At 60.8% G+C, this 20629-nt stretch carries 13 protein-coding genes; 7 read left to right on the forward strand and 6 right to left on the reverse strand.

Annotated elements, in window-relative coordinates; all coding sequences use genetic code 11:
* Positions 1 to 473 precede the first annotated feature (473 nt).
* From JFT66_RS26105 to JFT66_RS26115, 3 genes are all read left to right on the forward strand, one after another.
* Positions 474 to 6743: a non-ribosomal peptide synthetase gene (locus JFT66_RS26105; protein ID WP_198860420.1), complete on the forward strand. Its 6270-nt coding sequence runs from the start codon at positions 474 to 476 to the stop codon at positions 6741 to 6743.
* 533 nt (positions 6744 to 7276) lie between these two features.
* Entirely contained in the window at positions 7277 to 8020 is a 744-nt protein-coding gene (locus tag JFT66_RS26110) for an ABC transporter permease (RefSeq protein ID WP_198860421.1), read from the forward strand.
* Positions 8020 to 8733 (forward strand): AAA family ATPase, encoded by a 714-nt coding sequence (locus JFT66_RS26115; protein ID WP_198860422.1) that lies wholly within the window; start codon positions 8020 to 8022, stop codon positions 8731 to 8733. Before JFT66_RS26110 ends, JFT66_RS26115 begins: the two co-directional genes overlap by 1 nt.
* A gap of 125 nt (positions 8734 to 8858) precedes the next feature.
* Here JFT66_RS26115 and JFT66_RS26120 read toward each other — a convergent pair whose 3' ends face one another.
* The 4 genes from JFT66_RS26120 to JFT66_RS26135 all read right to left on the reverse strand — a co-directional run bounded on the left by JFT66_RS26120 (position 8859) and on the right by JFT66_RS26135 (position 13554).
* Positions 8859 to 9167 (reverse strand): DUF6124 family protein, encoded by a 309-nt coding sequence (locus JFT66_RS26120; protein ID WP_198860423.1) that lies wholly within the window; start codon positions 9165 to 9167, stop codon positions 8859 to 8861.
* 332 nt (positions 9168 to 9499) lie between these two features.
* Positions 9500 to 11017 (reverse strand): ArnT family glycosyltransferase, encoded by a 1518-nt coding sequence (locus tag JFT66_RS26125; RefSeq protein ID WP_198860424.1) that lies wholly within the window; start codon positions 11015 to 11017, stop codon positions 9500 to 9502.
* A gap of 27 nt (positions 11018 to 11044) precedes the next feature.
* Positions 11045 to 12700: a lipid IV(A) 4-amino-4-deoxy-L-arabinosyltransferase gene (gene arnT, locus JFT66_RS26130; protein WP_198860425.1), complete on the reverse strand. Its 1656-nt coding sequence runs from the start codon at positions 12698 to 12700 to the stop codon at positions 11045 to 11047.
* A gap of 182 nt (positions 12701 to 12882) precedes the next feature.
* Positions 12883 to 13554: a histidine phosphatase family protein gene (locus tag JFT66_RS26135; protein ID WP_198860426.1), complete on the reverse strand. Its 672-nt coding sequence runs from the start codon at positions 13552 to 13554 to the stop codon at positions 12883 to 12885.
* A 275-nt stretch (positions 13555 to 13829) separates the two neighbouring features.
* Between JFT66_RS26135 and JFT66_RS26140 the strand changes: the two genes are divergently transcribed.
* The 4 genes from JFT66_RS26140 (at position 13830) to JFT66_RS26155 (ending at position 19628) form a co-directional block, all read left to right on the forward strand.
* Positions 13830 to 14498: an ABC transporter ATP-binding protein gene (locus JFT66_RS26140; protein WP_034120464.1), complete on the forward strand. Its 669-nt coding sequence runs from the start codon at positions 13830 to 13832 to the stop codon at positions 14496 to 14498.
* Position 14499: 1 nt separating this feature from the next.
* Positions 14500 to 16962 carry an ABC transporter permease gene (locus JFT66_RS26145; protein WP_198860430.1) on the forward strand — a complete coding sequence of 821 codons (2463 nt, stop codon included), beginning with the start codon at positions 14500 to 14502 and terminating at the stop codon, positions 16960 to 16962.
* Entirely contained in the window at positions 16952 to 18016 is a 1065-nt protein-coding gene (locus JFT66_RS26150; protein ID WP_198860427.1) for a lipocalin-like domain-containing protein, read from the forward strand. Before JFT66_RS26145 ends, JFT66_RS26150 begins: the two co-directional genes overlap by 11 nt.
* Before the next feature lie 166 nt (positions 18017 to 18182).
* Positions 18183 to 19628: a hypothetical protein gene (locus JFT66_RS26155; protein WP_198860428.1), complete on the forward strand. Its 1446-nt coding sequence runs from the start codon at positions 18183 to 18185 to the stop codon at positions 19626 to 19628.
* A 5-nt stretch (positions 19629 to 19633) separates the two neighbouring features.
* On the opposite strand, the gene JFT66_RS26160 is transcribed toward JFT66_RS26155, so the two are convergent.
* Together JFT66_RS26160 and JFT66_RS26165 are read right to left on the reverse strand one after the other, a co-directional pair.
* Positions 19634 to 20338, reverse strand: a complete 705-nt coding sequence (locus JFT66_RS26160; RefSeq protein ID WP_034120458.1) for a sterol desaturase family protein — start codon at positions 20336 to 20338, stop codon at positions 19634 to 19636.
* A gap of 197 nt (positions 20339 to 20535) precedes the next feature.
* Positions 20536 to 20629 (reverse strand): IS3 family transposase (locus JFT66_RS26165; RefSeq protein WP_198859121.1); only part of this gene is annotated, 94 nt, incomplete at its 5' end.

Here is a 20629-nt window from a genome sequence, read left to right on the forward strand (position 1 = left end):
ATGTCGAAAACCGTCTATGGATGCCCTGGGCTCTAACAGGACGATCCTTACTCCTTGAACGTGCATCGGCGTCCGAGATTTTATTTAGCCATACGGATTTATCCTACGTATGTAGCGGAAACGAGGGACACAAGCTGCCATAAAAATCGCGTCATTAATTCGACGTTTCGGGCGAGTAAAACCGCCGACGAATGCACGCAGGATATGTTTATCGCTGACTAACTGTTTGATATTTAAATTAAATTGACTAATCGCGAAAAATATTCGAAATGCCAGCATCGGCTACTTATAGCCAATGTCCTACAGCGCTTTAATCGTTTCAGCAATGAACCACCCACCAACCCCTGTCCGTGCGTTTGGATGTCCGGGTTTCGGGTGACAGACACCGCCAGGCCCCCATGCTCAAATCCGGCAACTTCGGCTTAATGGGCCACCCTGCGCGGCCAGTGCCTGACCCCCATGAGAAGGATCTTATGCAGCATTCCTCCCGCCTGCCGGCCAGCTTTCCCCTTACTGGCGCCCAACAGGACATCTGGCTCGATCAATTGCGCCTGGGTGATTCGCCGCTGTACAACATCGGCGGTTATCTCGATTTCGCCGGTGCAGTAGCGCCCGAGCGCATCCAGCATGCCCTTGCGCAGTTGGTGGCCAGGCATGATGCGTTGCGCACCCAACTGCATATCGACACCGACGGCATGCCACGGCAGACCTTCGCCCCAGCACTGCCAGTAGACGTGGCCCTGCATGATTTCTGCGCGCTGCCCGACCCGTCAGCCGCGACCCATGCCCTGATGCAGGCGCAAATGGCCCGGCCCTTCGCCATGAGCGGTGAGCCGTTGTTGCGCTTTATGTTGGTCAAGCTCGACGACGACCTCTACCGCCTCGGCATCCAGGCTCACCACCTGATCCTCGATGGCTGGGGCTTTGGGCAGTTGCTGCAATCCCTCGCCCAGCTCTACACCGCCCAGGAGCAGGACCGGCACGCGGAGCCCTTGGTGACGTCGTATATCGATTTTATCGAGGCCGACCAGCGCTACCTGCAATCGGCCCGTTACGCCCGCGACCGCGAGTATTGGCTGGACAAATACCACGTGTTGCCCGAACCGCTGCTCAGCCCGAAGCACCCTGCCAAGACGTCGAGCAACACCTTCGTGCAAGCCTTCCCTGCGGCGCTGCTCAACCGCATGGAGCAGGTCGCCAACCGCGATCAGGCATCGGCTTTTCATGTGTTGCTGGCGGCGATGTATGTGTATTTCACCCGCACCAGCCAGCGGGAGGAGTGGGTGGTGGGGCTGCCCATTCTCAACCGCTCCAACGCACTTTTTCGCGCCACCGTGGGCATGTTCACCCAGGTCAGCGCGGTACGGTTTCAGTTCAGCGAGTCGTTGTCCTTCAGTGCCCTGGTACGTGGCATACGTGACCAGCTCAAGCAGGATTTTCGTCATCAGCGTTTCCCGTTGAGCGAGATGAACCGTGAGCTGGGCCTGAGGCGTACGGATCGCGGGCAGCTGTTCGATTTGTCGGTGTCGTACGAGCAGGACGACCATGACCTGCGCTTCGGTCAGGTCCAGGCCCGCGCGATCAAGATCTCTAACCACCACGAGGCGTTGCCGATCGCCATTCACCTGCGCAGCAACCGTTATCAGGACAGTGCATGGCTGCATTGCGTCTACAACGAGGCGTACTTCCAGCACGATGAAGTCCAGGCGTTGGCGCTGCGTTTCACCTGGCTGTTGGAGCAAGGGCTGGAAGACACTGCATTGCAGGTCAGTAAATTTTCCCTGTTACCGCCTGAGGAGCAGGCCCGGCTGCTGCACTGGAACGCCACCGCGCAACCCAACGCCATGCCGCAGACCCTGCACGGGCGGATTGAAGCGCAGGCCGTACGTACACCGAATGCTATTGCCGCGGTGTGTCAGAACCGTCAGTTGACCTATGCCCAACTCAATCGCCAGGCCAATAGCCTGGCCCATCAACTATTGGCACACGGCGTACAACCGGATGATCGTGTGGCGATCCTGGCCCGACGCGGCCTGGACACCCTGGCGGGGCTGCTGGCGATCCTCAAGTCCGGCGCCTGTTACGTGCCGCTGGACCCGGCCCATCCCGCCGAACGCCTGGACTACCTGCTGCACGACAGTGCCCCCGTGGCAGTCCTGACTCAACACGACCTGCGCCAGCGGCTGCCTGCGTCTACGGTGCCGGTGATCCTGCTGGAGCCTGCCACCGCACACATCGACAGCAACCCACAGGTGGCGGTTACGCCGTCGAACCTGGCCTATGTGATCTACACCTCCGGCTCCACCGGTTTGCCCAAGGGCGTGATGGTCGAGCACCACAGTGTGTCGAACCTGGTGGACTGGCATTGCCGCGCCTTCGACCTGCACGCGGGCAGCCACACCGCCAGCGTCGCCGGCTTTGGCTTTGATGCGATGGCCTGGGAAGTCTGGCCGGCCCTGTGCGCAGGCGCGACGCTGCACCTGCCACCGGCCCATGATGGCGCTGAAGATATCGACGCACTGCTCGCCTGGTGGTGCGCGCAGCCGTTGGATGTGTGTTTCCTGCCCACGCCGGTCGCCGAATACGCCTTCAGCCAGCACCTGGCGCACCCCACCTTGCGCACCTTGCTGATCGGCGGTGACCGCCTGCGCACGTTCGCCCAGGCGCAAACGTTCACGGTGATCAACAACTACGGCCCCACCGAAGCCACCGTGGTTGCCACATCGGGAGCTGTTGCAGTGGGCCAGCCGCTGCATATCGGCGCGCCGGTCGCCAACGCCCGCGTCTATGTGCTGGACGCTCAACAACGCCCTGTGCCGATTGGCGTGGCGGGGGAGGTGTACGTCGGCGGCAAAGGCGTGGCACGCGGGTACCTGAACCGCCCCGAACTGAGTGCCGAACGCTTTCTGCACGACCCCTTTGGCGACGGTCGTATGTACCGCACCGGCGACCTCGCGTGCTGGCTGCCGAACGGCAATCTTGAATACCTGGGGCGCAATGACGACCAAGTGAAAATCCGTGGCGTACGCATTGAACTGGGGGAAATCGAAGCGGCCCTGGCCAGCCATCCGGCGATCAGGGAGGCGGTGGTGCAGTGCCGCGAAGGGCAATTGCTGGCCTGGTTTATCCAGCGTCAGCCTGTCGATATCGAAGCACTGCGCGCTCACCTGCAAGCCGCGCTGCCCGACTATATGCTGCCGGCGGCCTACATGAGCCTTGAGGCCTTGCCCCTGACCGCCAATGGCAAGCTTGATCGTAAAGCCCTGCCGTCACCGACCCAGGAAGCCTTTATCACCCGACGATTTGAAGCCCCACAGGACGGTGTGGAAACCACCCTGGCGCAGATCTGGGCGCAGTTGCTGCACGTGCAGCAAGTGGGGCGCCATGACCATTTCTTCGAGTTGGGCGGGCATTCGCTGCTGGCGGTGCAACTGGTGCAGCGCATGCGCCAGGCCGGCCTGCGCACCGATGTGCAGGTGCTGTTCGGTCAGCCGACGTTGGCGGCGCTGGCGGCGGCGTGTGTCGGCGGTGACATGGCGGTGCCGGCCAATCGGATTCCCCCAGGCTGTACCCATCTCACCCCGGAGCTGCTCGCGCTGGCCGACCTGGATCAACCCAGCCTGGATCGCATCATCGCCGGCATCCCCGGTGGTGCGGCCAATGTGCAGGAAATCTACCCGCTGGCGCCGTTGCAGGAAGGGTTGCTCTACCACCACATCACCGACGAGTGCGACCCGTACCAGCAACAGGCGCTGTTCAGCTTTGCACACCGTGAACAACTGGATGCCTTTGCCCAGGCCCTGCAACAGGTGATCGATCGTCACGATATCCTGCGCACCAGCCTGGCCTGGGATGCCCTTGAACAGCCGATGCAGGTGGTGTGGCGCGAAGCGCGGTTGCGGGTCGAACCGCTGCGCGAACCGGCCGAACCCCTGGACTTGCGCCAGGCGCCACTGATGGCCCTGGATTATGCCGAAGAACCCCACAACCAGCGCTGGGTCGCCAGGCTGCGCTTTCATCACCTGGTCAACGATGCCACTTCGACCACGGTGCTGGTGGACGAAATCCGCGCTCATCTGCTCGGTCAACAGGCGCAATTGCCCGCGCCCGTGCCCTATCGCAACGTGGTTGCGCAGGCCCGTTGCGTCACACGCCAGGCTGCCCACGAGGCGTTCTTTCGTGAGCGCTTGGCGGATGTGGATGAGGCGACCCTGGCGTTCGGCGTGCAGGAGCGCCAGGCCAATCGGGCCGAGATCGAAGAGGCCGAGCGCTCGCTCAGCGATACGCTCAATCTGCGTTTACGCAGCCAGGCCCGCGCCTTGGGTGTCAGTGCCGCGAGCCTGTTCCACCTGGCCTGGGCGCATGCGCTCAGCCGTGTAGCGGGCCGCGACGATGTGGTGTTCGGCACCGTCTTGCTTGGCCGCCTGCAAGCCGGCGAGGGGGCCGAACGAGCCTTGGGCATGTTCATCAACACCTTGCCGCTGCGCCTGCGCCTGGCCGGGCAAAGCGTGGTGGATGCACTGCACGACACCCACGCGCAATTGAGCGCCTTGCTCGCCCATGAGCAGGCGTCCCTGGCGCTGGCCCAGCGTTGCAGCGGCGTGTCACCACTGTTCAACAGCCTGCTCAACTACCGCCATACCTTGGCCGACCCCGAGCTGAATCTGGTGCCGGGCATTGCCTTGCTCAGCAGTGAAGACATCCTCAGTTACCCGCTGATGCTCACGGTGGACGACATGGCCAGCGGTTTCCGGCTCAAGGCCAAGGCGCCGCGCACAGAGGGTGCCGAACGGGTGTTGAGCTACTTCGACACCGCGCTCAACGGTGTGGTGGACGCGCTTGAACGCACGCCGAAAATGCCGCTGCGCGACGTGCAGGTGCTGCCTGCCAGCGAATTGCACACGCTGCTGGTGGACTTCAACGCCACTGCTACCGACTACCCGCAAACGTTGACGGTACAAGCGCTGTTCGAAGCCCATGCGCAGCAAATCCCCGATGCCATCGCGGTACAGGCCGGCGCGCAGCAATTGACCTACCGCGAACTCAACGAGCGCGCCAACCAACTGGCCTTCCACCTGCAAGCGCGTGGCGTACAGCCGGATTCGCGAGTAGCGTTGTGCGTGGAGCGCGGGTTGGAGTTGGTGGTGGGGTTGCTGGCGATTCTCAAGGCGGGCGGCGCCTATGTGCCCCTCGACCCGGGATACCCGCGTGAGCGCCTGGCCTACATGCTTGCCGACAGCCAGCCGGTGGCGCTGCTGGTACACGGCGCCACCCGTGAAGTGGTAGGTGAAGTCTCGATCCCGCTGATCGACTTCGATCACTGCACCTGGCACCAGGCACCGAGCGGTAACCCTTCGGTGCCTGGCTTGAGCGTGACCAACCTGGCCTACGTGATGTACACCTCGGGTTCTACCGGCACACCCAAGGGCGTGATGATCGAGCATCGTGGCCTGGGCAACCTGCTGCACTGGGGCTCGCAACTGTGCCCGAACGCCGCAGGCGGCGCCTTGTTGCAGCGCGCCCCGTTCAGCTTCGACGGTTCGGTGTGGGAGCTGTTCTGGCCGCTGAGCAACGGCATGCGCCCGGTGCTGGCGCGGCCCGATGGCCATCGTGAACCGGCGTACCTGGCCCAGCTGATTCGCGAGCAACAGATCAGCGTGATCAAGTTCGTGCCGGCGATGTTGCAGCAGTTCCTTGAGCTGGACGAGTCAGCCCTGTGTACCAGCCTCACCGATGTATTGTGCGGCGGCGGTGAACTCACCGAAGCCCTGGCCCGTGGCGTGCAGGCGCGCTTGCCCAAGGTGCGCTTGCACAACGTCTACGGCCCCACCGAAGCCACGGTAGACAGCAGCGCCTGGACCCTCGAACCCGGCGCACCGGTACCGGCCCTGCAACTGCCGATTGGCCGCGCCATCCACAACACTCGCCTGTATGTGTTGGACGCGCATGACGCGCCGGTGCCCATGGGCATCAGTGGTCAATTGCATATCGGTGGGGTGGGCGTTGCCCGGGGTTACCTGGGCTTGGAGCAGATGACGGCCGAGCGCTTTATCGACAGCCCCTTCGTGGCCGGTGACCGCCTGTATCGCACTGGCGACCTGGTGCGCTATTTGCCCGATGGCAATCTCGAATTCCTCGGGCGCAATGACTTCCAGGTCAAACTGCGCGGCGTGCGCCTGGAACTGGGAGAGATCGAAGCACGCCTGGCTGCCCACCCAGCCTTGCGTGAAGTAGCGGTGCTGATTCGCGATGAGCGCCTGGTCGCCTATTTCACTCTGCGCGGCCAGCCGCCGAGCCTGGAAACCTTGCGCACCCATATGCTGGAGCAACTGCCGGAATACATGGTGCCGGCCGCCTTCGTACAACTCGATGCACTGCCTCTGAACCCCGCCGGCAAACTCGACCGCAAAGCCCTGCCCGAACCCGGCTTGGAAGCGGTGCTCAGCCGCGCCTATAAAGCGCCCGAGGGCGAGGTGGAAACCTTGATGGCCGCGATCTGGGCCGACGTGTTGAAACTGGAACGGGTAGGGCGCCATGACCACTTCTTCGAACTCGGCGGCCACTCGCTGCTGGCGGTAAACCTGGTAGCCCGCCTGCGCAAGGCCGGGCTGGAAGTGGATGCGCGCAGCGTGTTCAGCCAACCCACATTGGCCCAACTTGCCGCCAGGACGGTGGCGCAAGCCCAACGCGTTGAAGTCTCGCAAACCGCCATCCCGCAACTCAACCGCCGCCGTCGGATCTAAGCATTGGAATGCGCTCAGTGTGGGAGGGGGCTTGCCCCCGATAACGGCGTGTCAGCACCGGATATATCAAACAACACATCTTCAAAAATCAAGTCGTTGTTGATGTTGTGCAAACCCTGGCTGGGCAGGTTAAGGGGAGATGGCTTGCTGGCGTTTTAAAATTGTTTCGAATGGGCGAAATTGGTAAGCCGCTTGTCGGATTTTTATGATGTTTTTAGATGCTGGTTTTTTTCCTATATTGAGTTCCCTTGTAGATAGTTTTTATGTCTAAAGGTCGTTGGGCGGTAAGGTGTTGATTTATTGAAAGGTAGTGTGTAATGAAATTTTTAGTTGTGAGTTTGCCTGTTTTGACAACTGATTTGTTTCTGATATTTATGAGTGAAAATTCCTGATTTGATGTGCTGATTTTCCTACATGGGAAGGTCGAATTTCTTTGCATATTTTCTGGTGGTCTATAAATTGTAAATGTCATTCCAGTGCCGTGCCCTGCGCCTATTACTGAGATCGAGAGTGCTAATTGCATGAGGTGAACGATGCATATTTACTCACTGTCCAAGCCGTTTTTACTGGCGGCGCTGTTTATCAAGGAACAGTTGAAAGAGCCGGTTGCGTTGCTCTGGATTGTGATATCCCCGGCAGTTACTTTCTACCTGATCCTCTACGCCAGATCCTCCGAGAGCGAACTATTCCGTGACTATTGGTCTGCCACTTCATGGTTTTACGCTTTCATCTCTTCAAGCGTGGCGCTGTTTGGGTTGGCGTTTTATATAGTAGGGCGTAGGGAAAGTGGTTTTTTGCGTTCCTTTGTCTATACGACGCGTACCAAGATCACCTTTCTCATTGGGCAGTTTTTAGCTTACTCCTTCATGTCGGTAATCTATTGTTCCGTTTTTTACGTATTGACCCGGGGTTATTTTGGCTCGGTGGCGTTGGATGAATGGATGGTTATAGTTGTGCGTTTTTATATGTGCTTTTTGCTGTTTTCCACGCCAGCGCTCTTGCTGACGTTGCTGCCTATCGGCTTTCAAAATACCAACACTCTTTTTTCCATATGTTCAGTCGCGATGTTGGCGCTAGGTATCGGTAGCCTGAACGCCTCACATCCACTGTTTAACGTGATGGGTCTTTTTAATCCGATGGGGTGGGCTAATCGCATTATGTTGGTGGGTGTGACCGAATCCGCACCTTTGGTCGCGGTGGTTGTAGGGTTGATCATCGCCACAGGGTGTCTGGTGTTCCGATTTTTACTCATCAACCCCGTCTGGAGTCGGTACTGATGAAACGGCTGATCGTGGAGGCACTGGATGTCAGGTATGCCCAGCACGTCTTATTCAAAAACGTTGAGTTAGTCGTAGAGCCGGGCTCGATTTCAGGGTTGCTGGGGCCTAACGGTTCTGGGAAAACCACGTTTTTTGACGTGATCTGCGGTCTGAAAAAAATCAATGGCGGCGAAATACATCGTTCATTTTCCAAGCTGCTTTACCTGTCGCAAGTCATCGCAACGCCGCCTGTTTTTCGCATGTTCGATGTGTTCAACATGATGATGCTTTTTTGCGCCGATACGCCGATTACCCAACGGCATGCCTTGGAGAAAATTGAAAAGTGGAGCCCTGGTATTGCTGAGCGTTACTGCGAAATCTGGAAGAAAAAATCATCCCTTTGCAGTTATGGCGAAAAACGCTGGTTTTTTACGTTGTCTTTGCTGTCCGTCAACGCAGACCTGGTGATTCTGGATGAGCCAACCGCGGGTGTTGACCCGGAGTTTCGTTATCACATCTGGCGGTGTTTGGAGGGGGCGGCGGCGGAAGGCGTTGCGGTACTCGTGTCATCGCATAACGTCGATGAGATCGTCACTCACTGCGACGATTTTTACATGCTGAGCCAACAGCGTTTTAATCGTTTTACCGACGCCGAGGGTTTTATGAGCAGGTATGGCGGCAGTACTCTGGATGAGGCATTTATTCACGCGGCCAGCCTGCCCAAAATTTGAAGCGCTGTACCCGCGAGCATTGGAATGCGCTCAGTGTGGGAGGGGGCTTGCTCCCGATGACGGCGTGTCAGTGCCGGATATATCTGCTGACACACCGCCATCGGGAGCAAGCACCCTCCCACATTTTAGGGTGTGGCCTTCAAGGGCTTCATGCATTCGATAGAGCGATCCACGGTAGTCCTGGCAATCTCCAGCAAATGCCACACCGCGAGAATCTTCGCCCGCCCAGGGCTGTCCAGCAGCTCGCCACAATCCAGCGCCGTCGCTGAAGCACTGTCGAGCAGGCTGGCGGTGTACAGCAACGCATCTTCAAAACTCAGGTCGTCGTTGATGTTGTGGAAACCCTGGCTGGGCAGGTAGTGGTCGATGGCGCGGTTGAAGGCGGCGCGGGTTTTGGCGGGATCGAGGGGTGGATCGGGTATGGCTTTATTCATGGTGTAACTCCAACTGGTAGGTAAGGAGCCGAGCCCTTCGCGACTAAACGTTGGGTGGCGGCTGTACGCAGGTTAGTCGACCGGCCAGTTGGATCCGGCGCACCCGAAGGTGCCCTGCGCACAGCCACCATGAACAGGGTGACCGCTTGCGCACAACTGGAATCCGGGCGACTAAACCCGATCACTGATGAGCAGTGACGGATCGCAGACTAGCCACCGATTCCAACCGGCACAAGGCGGCGGGGATTGTCTCGGAAACGTCCTGCAATTTAAAGGGATACGACTTGCTGGCCCTTTACAAACCATGACGAAAGGCCAGTAGTTACATAGGCTCAGCGCGGCGTCGGCACAAACGCCACACTCCCTCCCTCACGCTTCTGAAACAACCGCTCGCCATTATCCGGCTGCGTCCTGACCACCTGATGATCCACCCCGAGGAAGGCCAGCGGCGCCGGCTCCTCCTTGGAATACTGCGCGACAATAATTGTGCGTTGCGGGTCGAAGCCCCGGCCGCTGGTTTTTTCCAGCCAGGCCATGAACGCGGCGCTGTCGCCGTGGCGGGGGAAGTCCTGGGTTTCGCTGACGTAGTAGAAGGGCTTGCCGTGGTTTTGCAGGTACATCGGCAGCTTGTTGTCGACTTCTACCAGCACCATTTGCCATTGGTTCCACGGTGCGCTTTTCACCGCTTGGGCTTGCAGGTCTTGGGCGAAGCGGGTCACGCCGCCGTTGCCGGTGGTCCAGGGGTAGATCACGCCCAGTACCAGTAAGAGCAGGCCTGCGCTGAGGCCAAAGCCTTTTTGCCAGCGCGGCCAACGGGCCGATGTGTTCTGCAGGCGTTCGCTCAGCCACCAGGCGGCGAGCAACTGAGCGAACGGCACCAGCGGCAGTACGTAGTAGCTGCGGCGGCTGCCGCTGGCGGTGAAGAACACAAACAGCAGGCCCAGGCCCCACACCAGCCAGCGTACGTTGGCCGGGGTTTGGCGCCAGTTTCGCACGGCCAGCCACAGGCCGAGCATCCAGCAGGGGGCCCAGGGCAGGGTGTAGGCCGGCAGGTAGATCAAGTAGGTGTAGATCGGCCCCATATGGTCGAAGGGGTCGAAGAAGCGCACCACGTTTTCCCGGAACACCAGTTCCAGGCCGCTCTCGCCGTAGGTAGGGGCGCCGTAGTGGTGAGACAGCACAAAGGGAATCGCGTAGAACGCCCCGGCGATGACCATCGCCAGCAGCAGGCGCAGATTGAGGTGGCGCTTGTAGCGCTGCTCGCTGAGCAGGTGCGGCAACAGCACCAGCCCTGGCAGCACAAAGCCGATCAAGCCTTTGAACAGCGATGTGGCTGCCAGCAACAGGAAAAATACCGTGTAGCGCCCAAGGCGCGTGTCGTCTGGCCCGCGCCAATACCACCACACGGCCGCCAGCACGCCGCACACAGTCAGCACATCGGCGGTGGCTACTCGCGCCCAGAACAGGAAGTAGAAGGTGGTGGCGAGCATCCAGCCGGCAATCAACCCGGTGCCCTTGCGGAACAGCCGCTCGCCAATCAGGTACACCAGCCAGATACTCAGCCATGCCGCAATCACCGACGACAAGCGCAACGACCACGGGCCGAGGCCGCCCATCAGGTGGGCAAAACCGGTGATCAGCCAGTAGGAGGGCAGGGGCTTGTCGTAATACGGCGTGCCTTTGAGGTACGGGTCGAAGTAGTCGCCGCTTTGCAGCATCTGTAAGGCGATATTTGCCCAGCGGGTTTCCGGCCCCCACAGGTCGCGGCTGCCCAGGCCCATTAGCAACAGCAAGGCCGAAACGCCCAGCAGCAACACCAGGGCGCCGCGTTCGGTTTTCCAGAAGCTCATGGGTTTTTCCCTGTGGCAGGCGCTGCGTTAAGGTTGCTGTGGGTAAATCGTCAGCATCAGGTTGCCCTTGCGATAGCGTTTGCCGCCGGGCGGTAATTGCCCTTCTTCGCGGTGTTCGCTGGTGCTCTTGACCCGCATCAGCACGCCGACCGAACCTTGCTGGCGGGCCTCGGCCAGCCAGGCTTGCACGTTATCCAGCGTGACCTTGCGGTGTGCCGCGTGTTCGTCGTGCAGGCCGTAGCGCAGCTCGCCCTGGGTGTTATAAAGCGCCACTTCTGGCCGGCGCAGTCGCCACGACAAGGCCGACGCCGAACCCAATTCGTTGCTCAGCAAAGCACGGGTTTGTTGCAACTCGTCCAGATGCTCAAGCACAAATTGGTCGGGCATTTCGTTATCCGCAATCAGGGCGGGCATGCCTGCCGGTAGCAGCGCCACCAGCACGCCAATGCCCAGGGCTGGCATCGCCCATAACGTCAACGGGCGCACCGCTTGCAGCAAGTTGGCGAGAATCCAGGCCAGCAGCACGATAAAGGTCAGGGACAGGCTGAACATCTCGGCGTGGCTGTTGCCGTACAGCGGGTCGCACATTTGCAGGTAAATCAGCCCCACCATGGCCGCCATGCCAAGCGTGAAATTCAGCATGCCGTTGATCACAATCGTGCGCGCCTTGCCCTGCTGGATCAGGTCGATCAAGCCGTGGCCCATCAGCAGCGCCAGGGGCAACAGGCACGGCATGATGTAGGTCGGCAGCTTGCCTTTGCTCAGGCTGAAAAAGCCCAGGGGCAGCAGCAGCCACAGGGCGAGAAAGGCAATCGCCGGCTGGCGCTTTTGCTGCCAGGTCTTGAGCAAGGTGCCGGGTAACAAGGCGGCCCAAGGCATGCACGCCAGCACCATGATCGGCAGGAAGAACCACAACGGCCGCGCATGTTGTGCGTTGTCGGCGGCAAAGCGGCGGATGTGTTCATGCCAGAAAAAGAAGCGCCAGTAGTCCGGTTCCTGCAGGTGGATTGCCAAGGCCCACGGCAGGCACATCAGTGCGGCGACCAGCACCGCCAGCGGCCCGTAACGCAACAGCTCGCCCACGCGGCGCTGCCAGATCATGAAAGGCACGGCGATCAACACCGGCAGCAGCCATGCCAGGAAACCCTTGGTCATGAACCCCATGGCGCAGGCCACCCCCAGCAATGCCCAGGCGCCCAGGCGCTCGCGAGGCGTGCGGCTGTCCAGGGCGAACCACAGCGCGACCAGGCTCAGGTTCACCCACAAGGTGAATTGCGGGTCGAGGTTGGCATACCCCGCTTGCCCGGCCACCAGGCCAAAACTCAGGTAGAGCAGGGCGCACGCGAAGCTTTTGCGCGGGTCGTCCCACAGGCGGCGCGCGATCAGGTAGGCCAGCAGCACACTCAGCGCGGTGCTTAAGACTGAGGCGATGCGTACCCCGAACAGGTTTTCACCAAACACGGCCTGGCCGAGGGCGATCAGCCAATAGCCGGCGGCGGGTTTCTCAAAGTAACGCAGCCCCATGAAGTGCGGCGCCACCCAGTTGCCGCTCATCAGCATTTCCTGGCTGACCTGGGCGTAGCGAGTTTCATCCGGGGTCCACAGACCGTGAAAGCCCAGGGGCAGCAAAAAGAACAGGGCAAAGCCCAGCAATAACACAGGCAGGGGTTTCAAGCGCGTCATGAGTACGTCGCTCCGTGACGTTTAATCAGGTGCAATGGGAGTATTAAATCAATAGGGCCAAGCATCGTGATGTTCACTAAACCGTTGAAGGGGAACTTAACTAATAGGCGCAACTAAACATGCCAGAAACGGGCTGTCGTTTTGCTGAACGTAATGGCCGCTGGATATGTAAATAAGTGTAATTAAAGTTGTTTAAGTGCGGCGGTCCATTGCTGGCTATTCATCGTGCCCATCGCCTCAAGTTTGCGATTGGGCAATACCTTGACGAACAGTGCGCTGCCATACTCGGCGGCAGCGGCGTGGGGGAAGCCCAGGCTCGTTTGGAAGTCACTCATGCAGGCGCTATGGGTAACCAGCATCAGGTTGCGGCCTGGCTGTTTGTGGCTGAGGATTTCCTCGCCCATGGCGTCACCACAGATGGCGAGCGGGCCGGGGGAAAGCGCGGTCTTGCCGAACATGAACAGCGAGGTCTGGGCGGTGCGCGTGGTCGGGCTGCTGAGCACGTCGGTGAGCTCCATACCCAATGAATCAAAGGCTTTGCCCAGTTGTTCAGCACGTTGAGTGCCCTTGACCGTGAGGCCGCTGGCAGGGCCGAAGCACGGGTTGGTCGAGCGGTCGCAGCGCTCTTCATGGCGCACCAGTACCACTACGTCACCCTTGCGCCAACTGGCGAGAACCCCGGAGGTCACCAGGCGATTACCGACGCCCAGGTCCAGCGGCGAGATGGGCCACAACAGAAAGCCCGCCAGCAGCAGGCTGGTGACTGCAATGCCGAGCAGATGCAGCCGGTATTTTCTCAGGCGCTTTAACTTAGGTTGTGGGTTGGCCAGGATCATGTCTGCCACGCTGTTCACCTTCGGCACTGTTTGTTGTGTTTATAAAAAGGCGTCATTAATGGGCGGTTGCCCGTAGTGGAGCAGAAGCCTGTCACAACACTGCTGTCTTTTTGCTGAACATTTGCATGTTTAAACGCGCCGTTTACATTAACTAATAAGTTGCCGGTTATTACCAATTGGCGGGCAATCTAAAGTACGGGGGATGGGCAAGCGGTGAAATCCATGTGAAAAATTTGCGTGGGCTCGAGCATCAGCCGTTATTCTCCTTCGCAGTCCTTCAGATGAGCGTTCTTATGTTGCAGGTGCAAGGTGTTGTCAAAAACTACGCCACCCCTCAAGGCCCGCTGGCCGTGCTGGCTGGCGTCGACCTCCACCTGAGCGCGCGCAGCAGCCTGGCGCTGATGGGCGAATCGGGCAGTGGCAAAAGCACGCTGTTGCACCTGGTGGCCGGGCTGGACCGGGTGGACGGCGGCAGCATCCGCATCGGTGAGCAGCGCCTCGACCAACTCAACGAAGGGCAGTTGGCCCGATGGCGCCGCACTGAAATCGGCCTGGTGTTCCAGCAGTTCAACCTGATCGGCAGCTTGCGCGTGGACGACAACCTGGCGTTCCAGGCACGGCTGGCCGGGCGTTTCGATCCGCACTGGCAAGCGCAGTTAGTGGAGCGCCTGGGCCTGGGTGATTTGCTCAAGCGTTACCCCGAGCAATTGTCTGGCGGCCAGCAGCAACGGGTGGCGGTAGGGCGGGCACTGGCTTCACGCCCGGGTTTGTTGTTGGCCGATGAGCCCACCGGCAACCTCGACGAAACCACCAGCGATGAAGTGCTGCAACTACTGCTGGACCTGTTGCGTGACAGCCCCACCAGCCTGTTGATGGTCACCCACAGCCCACGCCTCGCCGCGCGCCTGGACCGCCAAATGGTGCTGCACCACGGCCGTGTCGTGCCGATGGATGCGCGCTGAGATGGCGCTGTTCTACTGGACCCTGCGTGGGTTGCTGAGCCATTGGCGGCGCCACCCGGTGCAGTTTTTCAGTGTGCTCACCGGCCTTTGGCTGGCCACGGCGTTATTGACCGGGGTGCAGGCCCTCAACAGCCAGGCGCGGGACAGCTATGCACGCGCCAGCCAATTGATCGGTGGTGAACCCCAAGCCAGCCTCAGTGCACCGGACGCTGCCAGTTTTCCGCAGGCGCTGTTCGCACAACTGCGCCGCGCCGGGTGGCCGGTGTCGCCGGTGGTGCAGGGGCGGGTGGTGCTCCAGGGGCACGAAGAACAACGCCTGCAGTTGATGGGAATCGACCCGGTGTCGCTGCCCGGCAGCGGCAGTGTGGCGGGGCAACGCTTGAGCCAGGCGCAGATGCTCGCTTTTTTCGACCCGCCAGGGCGCACCTGGATTGCCGCGCAAACCTTGCAGGCGCTCGGTTTGCAGGAGGGCGAGCAGCCCGGCACGGCCAACGGGCAGACCCTGCCGCCGTTGCAGGTGCAGGCCGACATGGCGCCCGGCGTGCTACTGACCGATATCGGTTTTGCCCAACCCTTGCTCGACATGCCCGGGCAACTGTCGCGTTTGCTGCTGGACAACACCTTCGCCGCCGGTCACCCCACGCCGCCCGCCGCGCTGCAACTCAAGCAGGGCGAAGACAACAACCTCGCGCGCCTCACCGAAAGCTTTCACCTGAACCTCGACGCCTTGGGCTTTTTGTCCTTTGTGGTGGGGCTGTTTATCGTCCACGCGGCCATCGGTCTGGCCCTGGAGCAACGCCGTGGGCTGCTGCGCACCTTGCGTGCCTGCGGGGTCAGCGCACGCATGCTGATCCTGAGCCTGGCCGTCGAATTGGGGTTTCTGGCAGTGTTGGGCGGCTTGCTCGGCATTGCCAGCGGTTACCTGCTGGCCAGCCTGTTGCTGCCGGATGTGGCCGCCAGCTTGCGTGGCCTGTACGGTGCGCAAGTCCCGGGCCAATTGAGCTTGAGCCCGTGGTGGTGGCTCGCCGGCCTGGGCTTGGGCCTGCTCGGCGCACTGCTCGCCGGGGCCAGCAGCCTGTGGCGTGCGGCGCGCCTGCCGTTGCTGGCACTCGCCAACGCCCAGGCCTGGCATGAGGCTCATGGGCGCTGGTTGCGGCGCCAGGGTTGGGTGGCGGCTGCGGCACTGCTGGTCGCGCTGCTGGCGCTGTGGCTGGGCGATAGCCTGGCCGCCGGGTTCGTGCTGATGGCGGCCTTGCTGCTGGGCGCGGCGCTGGGGTTACCGGTGCTGCTCAATGGGTTGCTCAAGGGCGTATTGGGGCGCAGCCGCTCGGTGCTGGGCCAATGGTTTCTCGCTGATTGTCGCCAGCAACTGCCGGCCTTGAGCCTGGCGCTGATGGCGCTGCTGTTGGCGCTGGCGGCGAACATCGGCGCGGGCTCCATGACTTCAGGCTTTCGCCAGACCTTCAGCAACTGGCTGGAGCAACGCCTGACCGCCGAGCTGTACCTCAACCCGCAGAATCCGGCACAAGCCGAGCAACTGAATGCCTGGTTGGCCCGCCAGCCGCGGGTGCAGGCAGTGCTGCCCACCTGGCAGGTGGCGGTGCAACTGCAAGGCTGGCCGGCGGATGTGTTTGGTGTGGTCGATGACCCTACTTATCGCCAGCACTGGCCGCTGCTGGAAGCTGCGAGCGCGCCCTGGGACCGCTTGCTGCAGGACGACAGCGTGATGCTCAGCGAACAACTGGCGCGACGCTTGAAAGTACAACTGGGCGATACGGTTTCGATCCCCACGCCACAAGGAACGTGGGTGCCGACGATCGTCGGGATCTACGCCGACTACGGCAACCCCAAGGGCCATCTGCTGGTCAATTCCAAGCACCTGCTGGCGCACTGGCCAGCACTGTCACCGGCACGCTTCAACCTGCGGGTGGCGCCGGCAAACGTGCCGCCGCTGGTGCGTGAAGTGCAGCGCGCATTCGGCCTGGAAGACAGCCGCATCGTCGATCAACAGCAACTCAAGGGCTGGTCCAGCCAGGTCTTCGAACGCACCTTCGCCGCCACCGCGGCGTTGAACAGCCTGACCCTGGGTGTCGCCGGCGTGGCGCTGTTTATCAGCCTGCTGACCCAGAGCCAGAGCCGCCTCGGCCAACTCGCCCCGCTGTGGGCGCTGGGGGTGACGCGGCGGCAATTGATGCTGCTCAACCTGGGCCAGACCTGGTTGCTGGCGGTACTCACGCTGATCCTCGCATTGCCGTTGGGGCTGCTGCTGGCGTGGTGCCTGGATGCGGTGATCAACGTCCAGGCCTTCGGCTGGCGCCTGCCGTTGCAGGTGTTCCCCTGGCAGTTGGCGCAATTGCTGGGGCTGGCGCTGCTCGCCACGTTGCTGGCGTCTGCCTGGCCCTTGTGGCAGCTGTACCGCAGCCGCCCGGCGGATTTGTTGAGGACCTTTGCCCATGAAGATTAAGGCGTTGTGCTGCGCTGCTTTGTTGCTGTTGTGCGCATGCGACAAGACGCCCGCGCCCGAGGCAAGCTTCGCCGGCCTGGGCAGCGAGGCGGCGGATTTTGCCCAGGTCGTGCCTGGCAAGGTCTTCAGCTTTCCCGAGGATCACGGCCCTCACAGCGGCTTTCGGATCGAATGGTGGTATGTCACCGCCAACCTCAAGGACGCCCAAGGCAATGTCTTCGGCGTGCAATGGACGCTGTTTCGCAACGCGTTGAAAGCCGGCCCCACGCAACCGGGCTGGCACGACTCAACCGTATGGCTGGGCCACGCGGCCGTCACGTCGGCCACCCGTCACTACGCCGCCGAACGCCTGGCCCGCGGTGGCATCGGCCAAGCCGGGGCCCAGGCCGTACCGTTCAACGCCTGGATCGACGACTGGAACTTCGCCACCCAACCTGGCGCGGCCAGCCCCTTGGCCGACATGCAACTCAAAGCCAGCGGCGCGCAATTTACCTACGACCTGCACCTGACCTCCAGCCGCCCACTGGTGCTGCAAGGCGACAACGGCTACAGCCGAAAATCCGACCAGGGCCAGGCGTCGTACTACTACAGCCAACCGTTTTTCACCGCCAGCGGCAGCGTCAGCCTCGACGGGCAGGTCTACCAGGTCAACGGCCCGGCCTGGCTCGATCGCGAATGGAGCAGCCAACCCCTGGCTACCAGCCAGACCGGCTGGGACTGGTTCTCCCTGCACCTGGACAGCGGCGAGCACCTGATGCTGTTTCGCGTGCGGCAAACAGACGGTGCCGGCTACCTCACCGGCACCTGGATCGACGCCCAAGGCCACACCGAGACATTGCACAACGCGGATATCCAACTCACACCGCTCACCACCACTGACATCGACGGGCGCAGCCTTCCTACGCGCTGGTCGCTGAAAATTCCCGGCAAACAGCTGGATATCGCGACGCAGGCTCTTAATCCCAAGGCGTGGATGGACTTGAGTATTCCGTACTGGGAAGGGCCGGTGCAGTTTGAGGGTGGGGTGGGGTATTTGGAGATGACGGGGTATTAGGGAGCGAATAGCCAAATCGAATGTTCCTACGAGTCGGAGGGAGCAGTCGCACAAATTATTTAAAAAATACTGTACATGCATACAGTCATATCCTACAGTCCATCCCAGGTGACCGGATGTCACCGGTTACCTGAGCTTCAATTTTTTAACTATGGATGGATAAAAAATGAAATCGAAAAAAGCCTTTATGCTGGGCGCTGCCATGGCGGCCTCTTGCTTCGTCTCGGCCTGTGCCCTGGCCGAGCAACCCCCTCTGAAACTCAGTGCGCAGACGGTCAAGCAGGCCGTGGATACAGCGTTGAAACCTGGTGGTACGCTGGAAAAAACCATCGTTTCCGACGCGCTCAAGCAAAAACTCAATGCGGCCAAGGCCGGGCAGCCCAAGGTCGTCAAGAGCAAGGCAGCGGCCAGCAATGTGGCGATTGATAGCAAAGTCGGCGAGCTGGAAAAGCCCGACCCGGAGCACATGAAACAGGCTGCGATTGCTGCATTCACGCCGCTGTTTCCAACCCTGGATATCAATACCCTTTACACCCTCACCGGGGTAGAGACCGGCGCGCAAATCGCTTACCACTTCAACCTGCCGAAAAACGCACGAATTCAGGTACAACTGCTGAACCAGAGCGCCGGCACGGATATGTCGTTGACCCTGTTCCATGATGATGGCCAGGGTAACCTGACGCCACTGGGTACTTCTGATAACCCTGGCAGTGCCGACGAATACCTCAACGGCGTGTTGCCGGCTGGTGACTACTACTGGTTCATGGTGGCTAATGCCGCGAGTAACGCGCAGTTCAGTTTTGGCGTGGCAGTGGACAGCAACATTGATGCCTACGAGCCCAACGACACCGAGCAAACCGCGTTCGCCCTGCCGGATGCCCTGAACCAGGTGACTGGCAATCTCGACAGCGTCAACGATGTGGATTACTTCTCCTTCGTCTCGTTGCGTGGCCAAGGCGTAGGTATGTTCCTCGGTGATGACGGTGCGGGCACGCGTAACCAATGGATCTTCGAGCGGTTCGATGGCACCAAGTGGGTGGAAATCCCGCAGGGTTCCACCTCCACCTATCCGAACCTGACTCCAGGCTACACGGTCAAGGTACGTGTACGGGCCAACCCTGTGGTGGCGCTGAACCCGCAGGCAAAATACGCGCTGAGCCTGGGCTCGGCACCACGCCTGGACCAGTCCGATGTGAACGGTGACAACGTGGTGCGCATCCCCAGTTCGATCTACCAATTGGCCACCCAGGCGGCACGCAGTCTGAGCTGGAGCACCCGGTGGTCAGACAGCACCGGCGAGCCGCTGCGCGGGGTCACTCCGGTACTCAGGGTCGACAAGCGATTTAGTGGTCCCTACAACTGGGTCAACTACGAGGCCAAGACCGGTATCACCGGCGCAGCCTCTGGCAACGTCGACCTGGGCACTTGTTCCGGTGATTTCCATGTGGTCTATCCGGACAGCGGGTCCGGCCAGACCTACAACTGGGATACCTGGTTCAACGAAGGGGGGTGGCGCATCGAGCTTAAAGAGTTCCCAGGTGTGGGCGTAGGCGGCAACATCTCGCAGTACGTCAGCCTGGGTCATATCTGCAGCCAACGCATCGTGCGCTGATAGATTTACTTGAGTGAAGCAGGGGGCAGTCCATTGGGGCTGCCCTTTTTTTTGGGTGACGCAGATTCCCAATGCAGGGTGCCGAACAGGTAGTCCATCAGCGGCAGCACGATATTGAAATTGCGTCCCTGCATCAGCTCGCGGCGGTGATGCAGGGCGTGCAGGCGATGCATCTGGCGAATCCACGGCAGGCGCGCCACCGGGTGTTCAGCGGGCAAGTGTTCGCAGGCGTGGAACACTTCGTAGAGCAGGTAGCCGAGGATCATGCACCCGGCAAACAGCCCGGCGACGTTGGGGCTCAGTTGCTTGAGCAGGCACCAGGCGGGGAGGGTGATAGCCAGGCTGTGTAGCACGATCAACCAGGCAGGAAACAGGATCACGCGCCAGTCCCGGGGGCTGTTGTAGGTCATGTGGCCGGGGGTGAAGAAGCTGTGGTGGTCACCGGTGTGGCGTGCGTAGAACAGCCGGGCGAACGCGTGTTTGTGATGGCCGAGGTGGCGGTGTACGAGGTAGATGCACAGGTTGAAGAACACCAGGGTCAGGGGCACGGTAAGCCACTGTAGCGCGGTGATGTTGGCGGTAGACGACCAGGCCAGTGTGATGCAGGCGATGCCGTAGCCGAGGACGAACGTGGCGTGCAGCCAGGGGTTGTAAAGGCGGTGCACGTTGGCGCGGTAGTGGGCACGGAAGGTGTCGGTGGGGTGGGGCATGGTGGTGTGCTCGGTGTTTTTGTTGTGGGCTGAGCTTAGTTGGTGGGGGGGGATGTGCGAGTTTTTGCTGGGGGGCTTGCTTTCGTGGCGGCTCGATAGTCGACTTTTCAGACCGAGTACATATCCGTTTTTGCGGTAACGGCGGCTATTGGTTCCGCCCTTACGTGAACTGCCCCCCAAAAGTTGGACAGGAGACGCTATTGATTTAGTGCCTGGGTCCGAAATTGTATCGGACTCAAGCCATTCAGTCTGAGGCTTATGCGGTCTTGGTTGTAGTAGGCGATGTAATCC

It is taken from the genome of Pseudomonas sp. MF6755 (assembly GCF_016405635.1).
GTDB classification, from domain to species: Bacteria; Pseudomonadota; Gammaproteobacteria; order Pseudomonadales; family Pseudomonadaceae; genus Aquipseudomonas; species Aquipseudomonas haemolytica.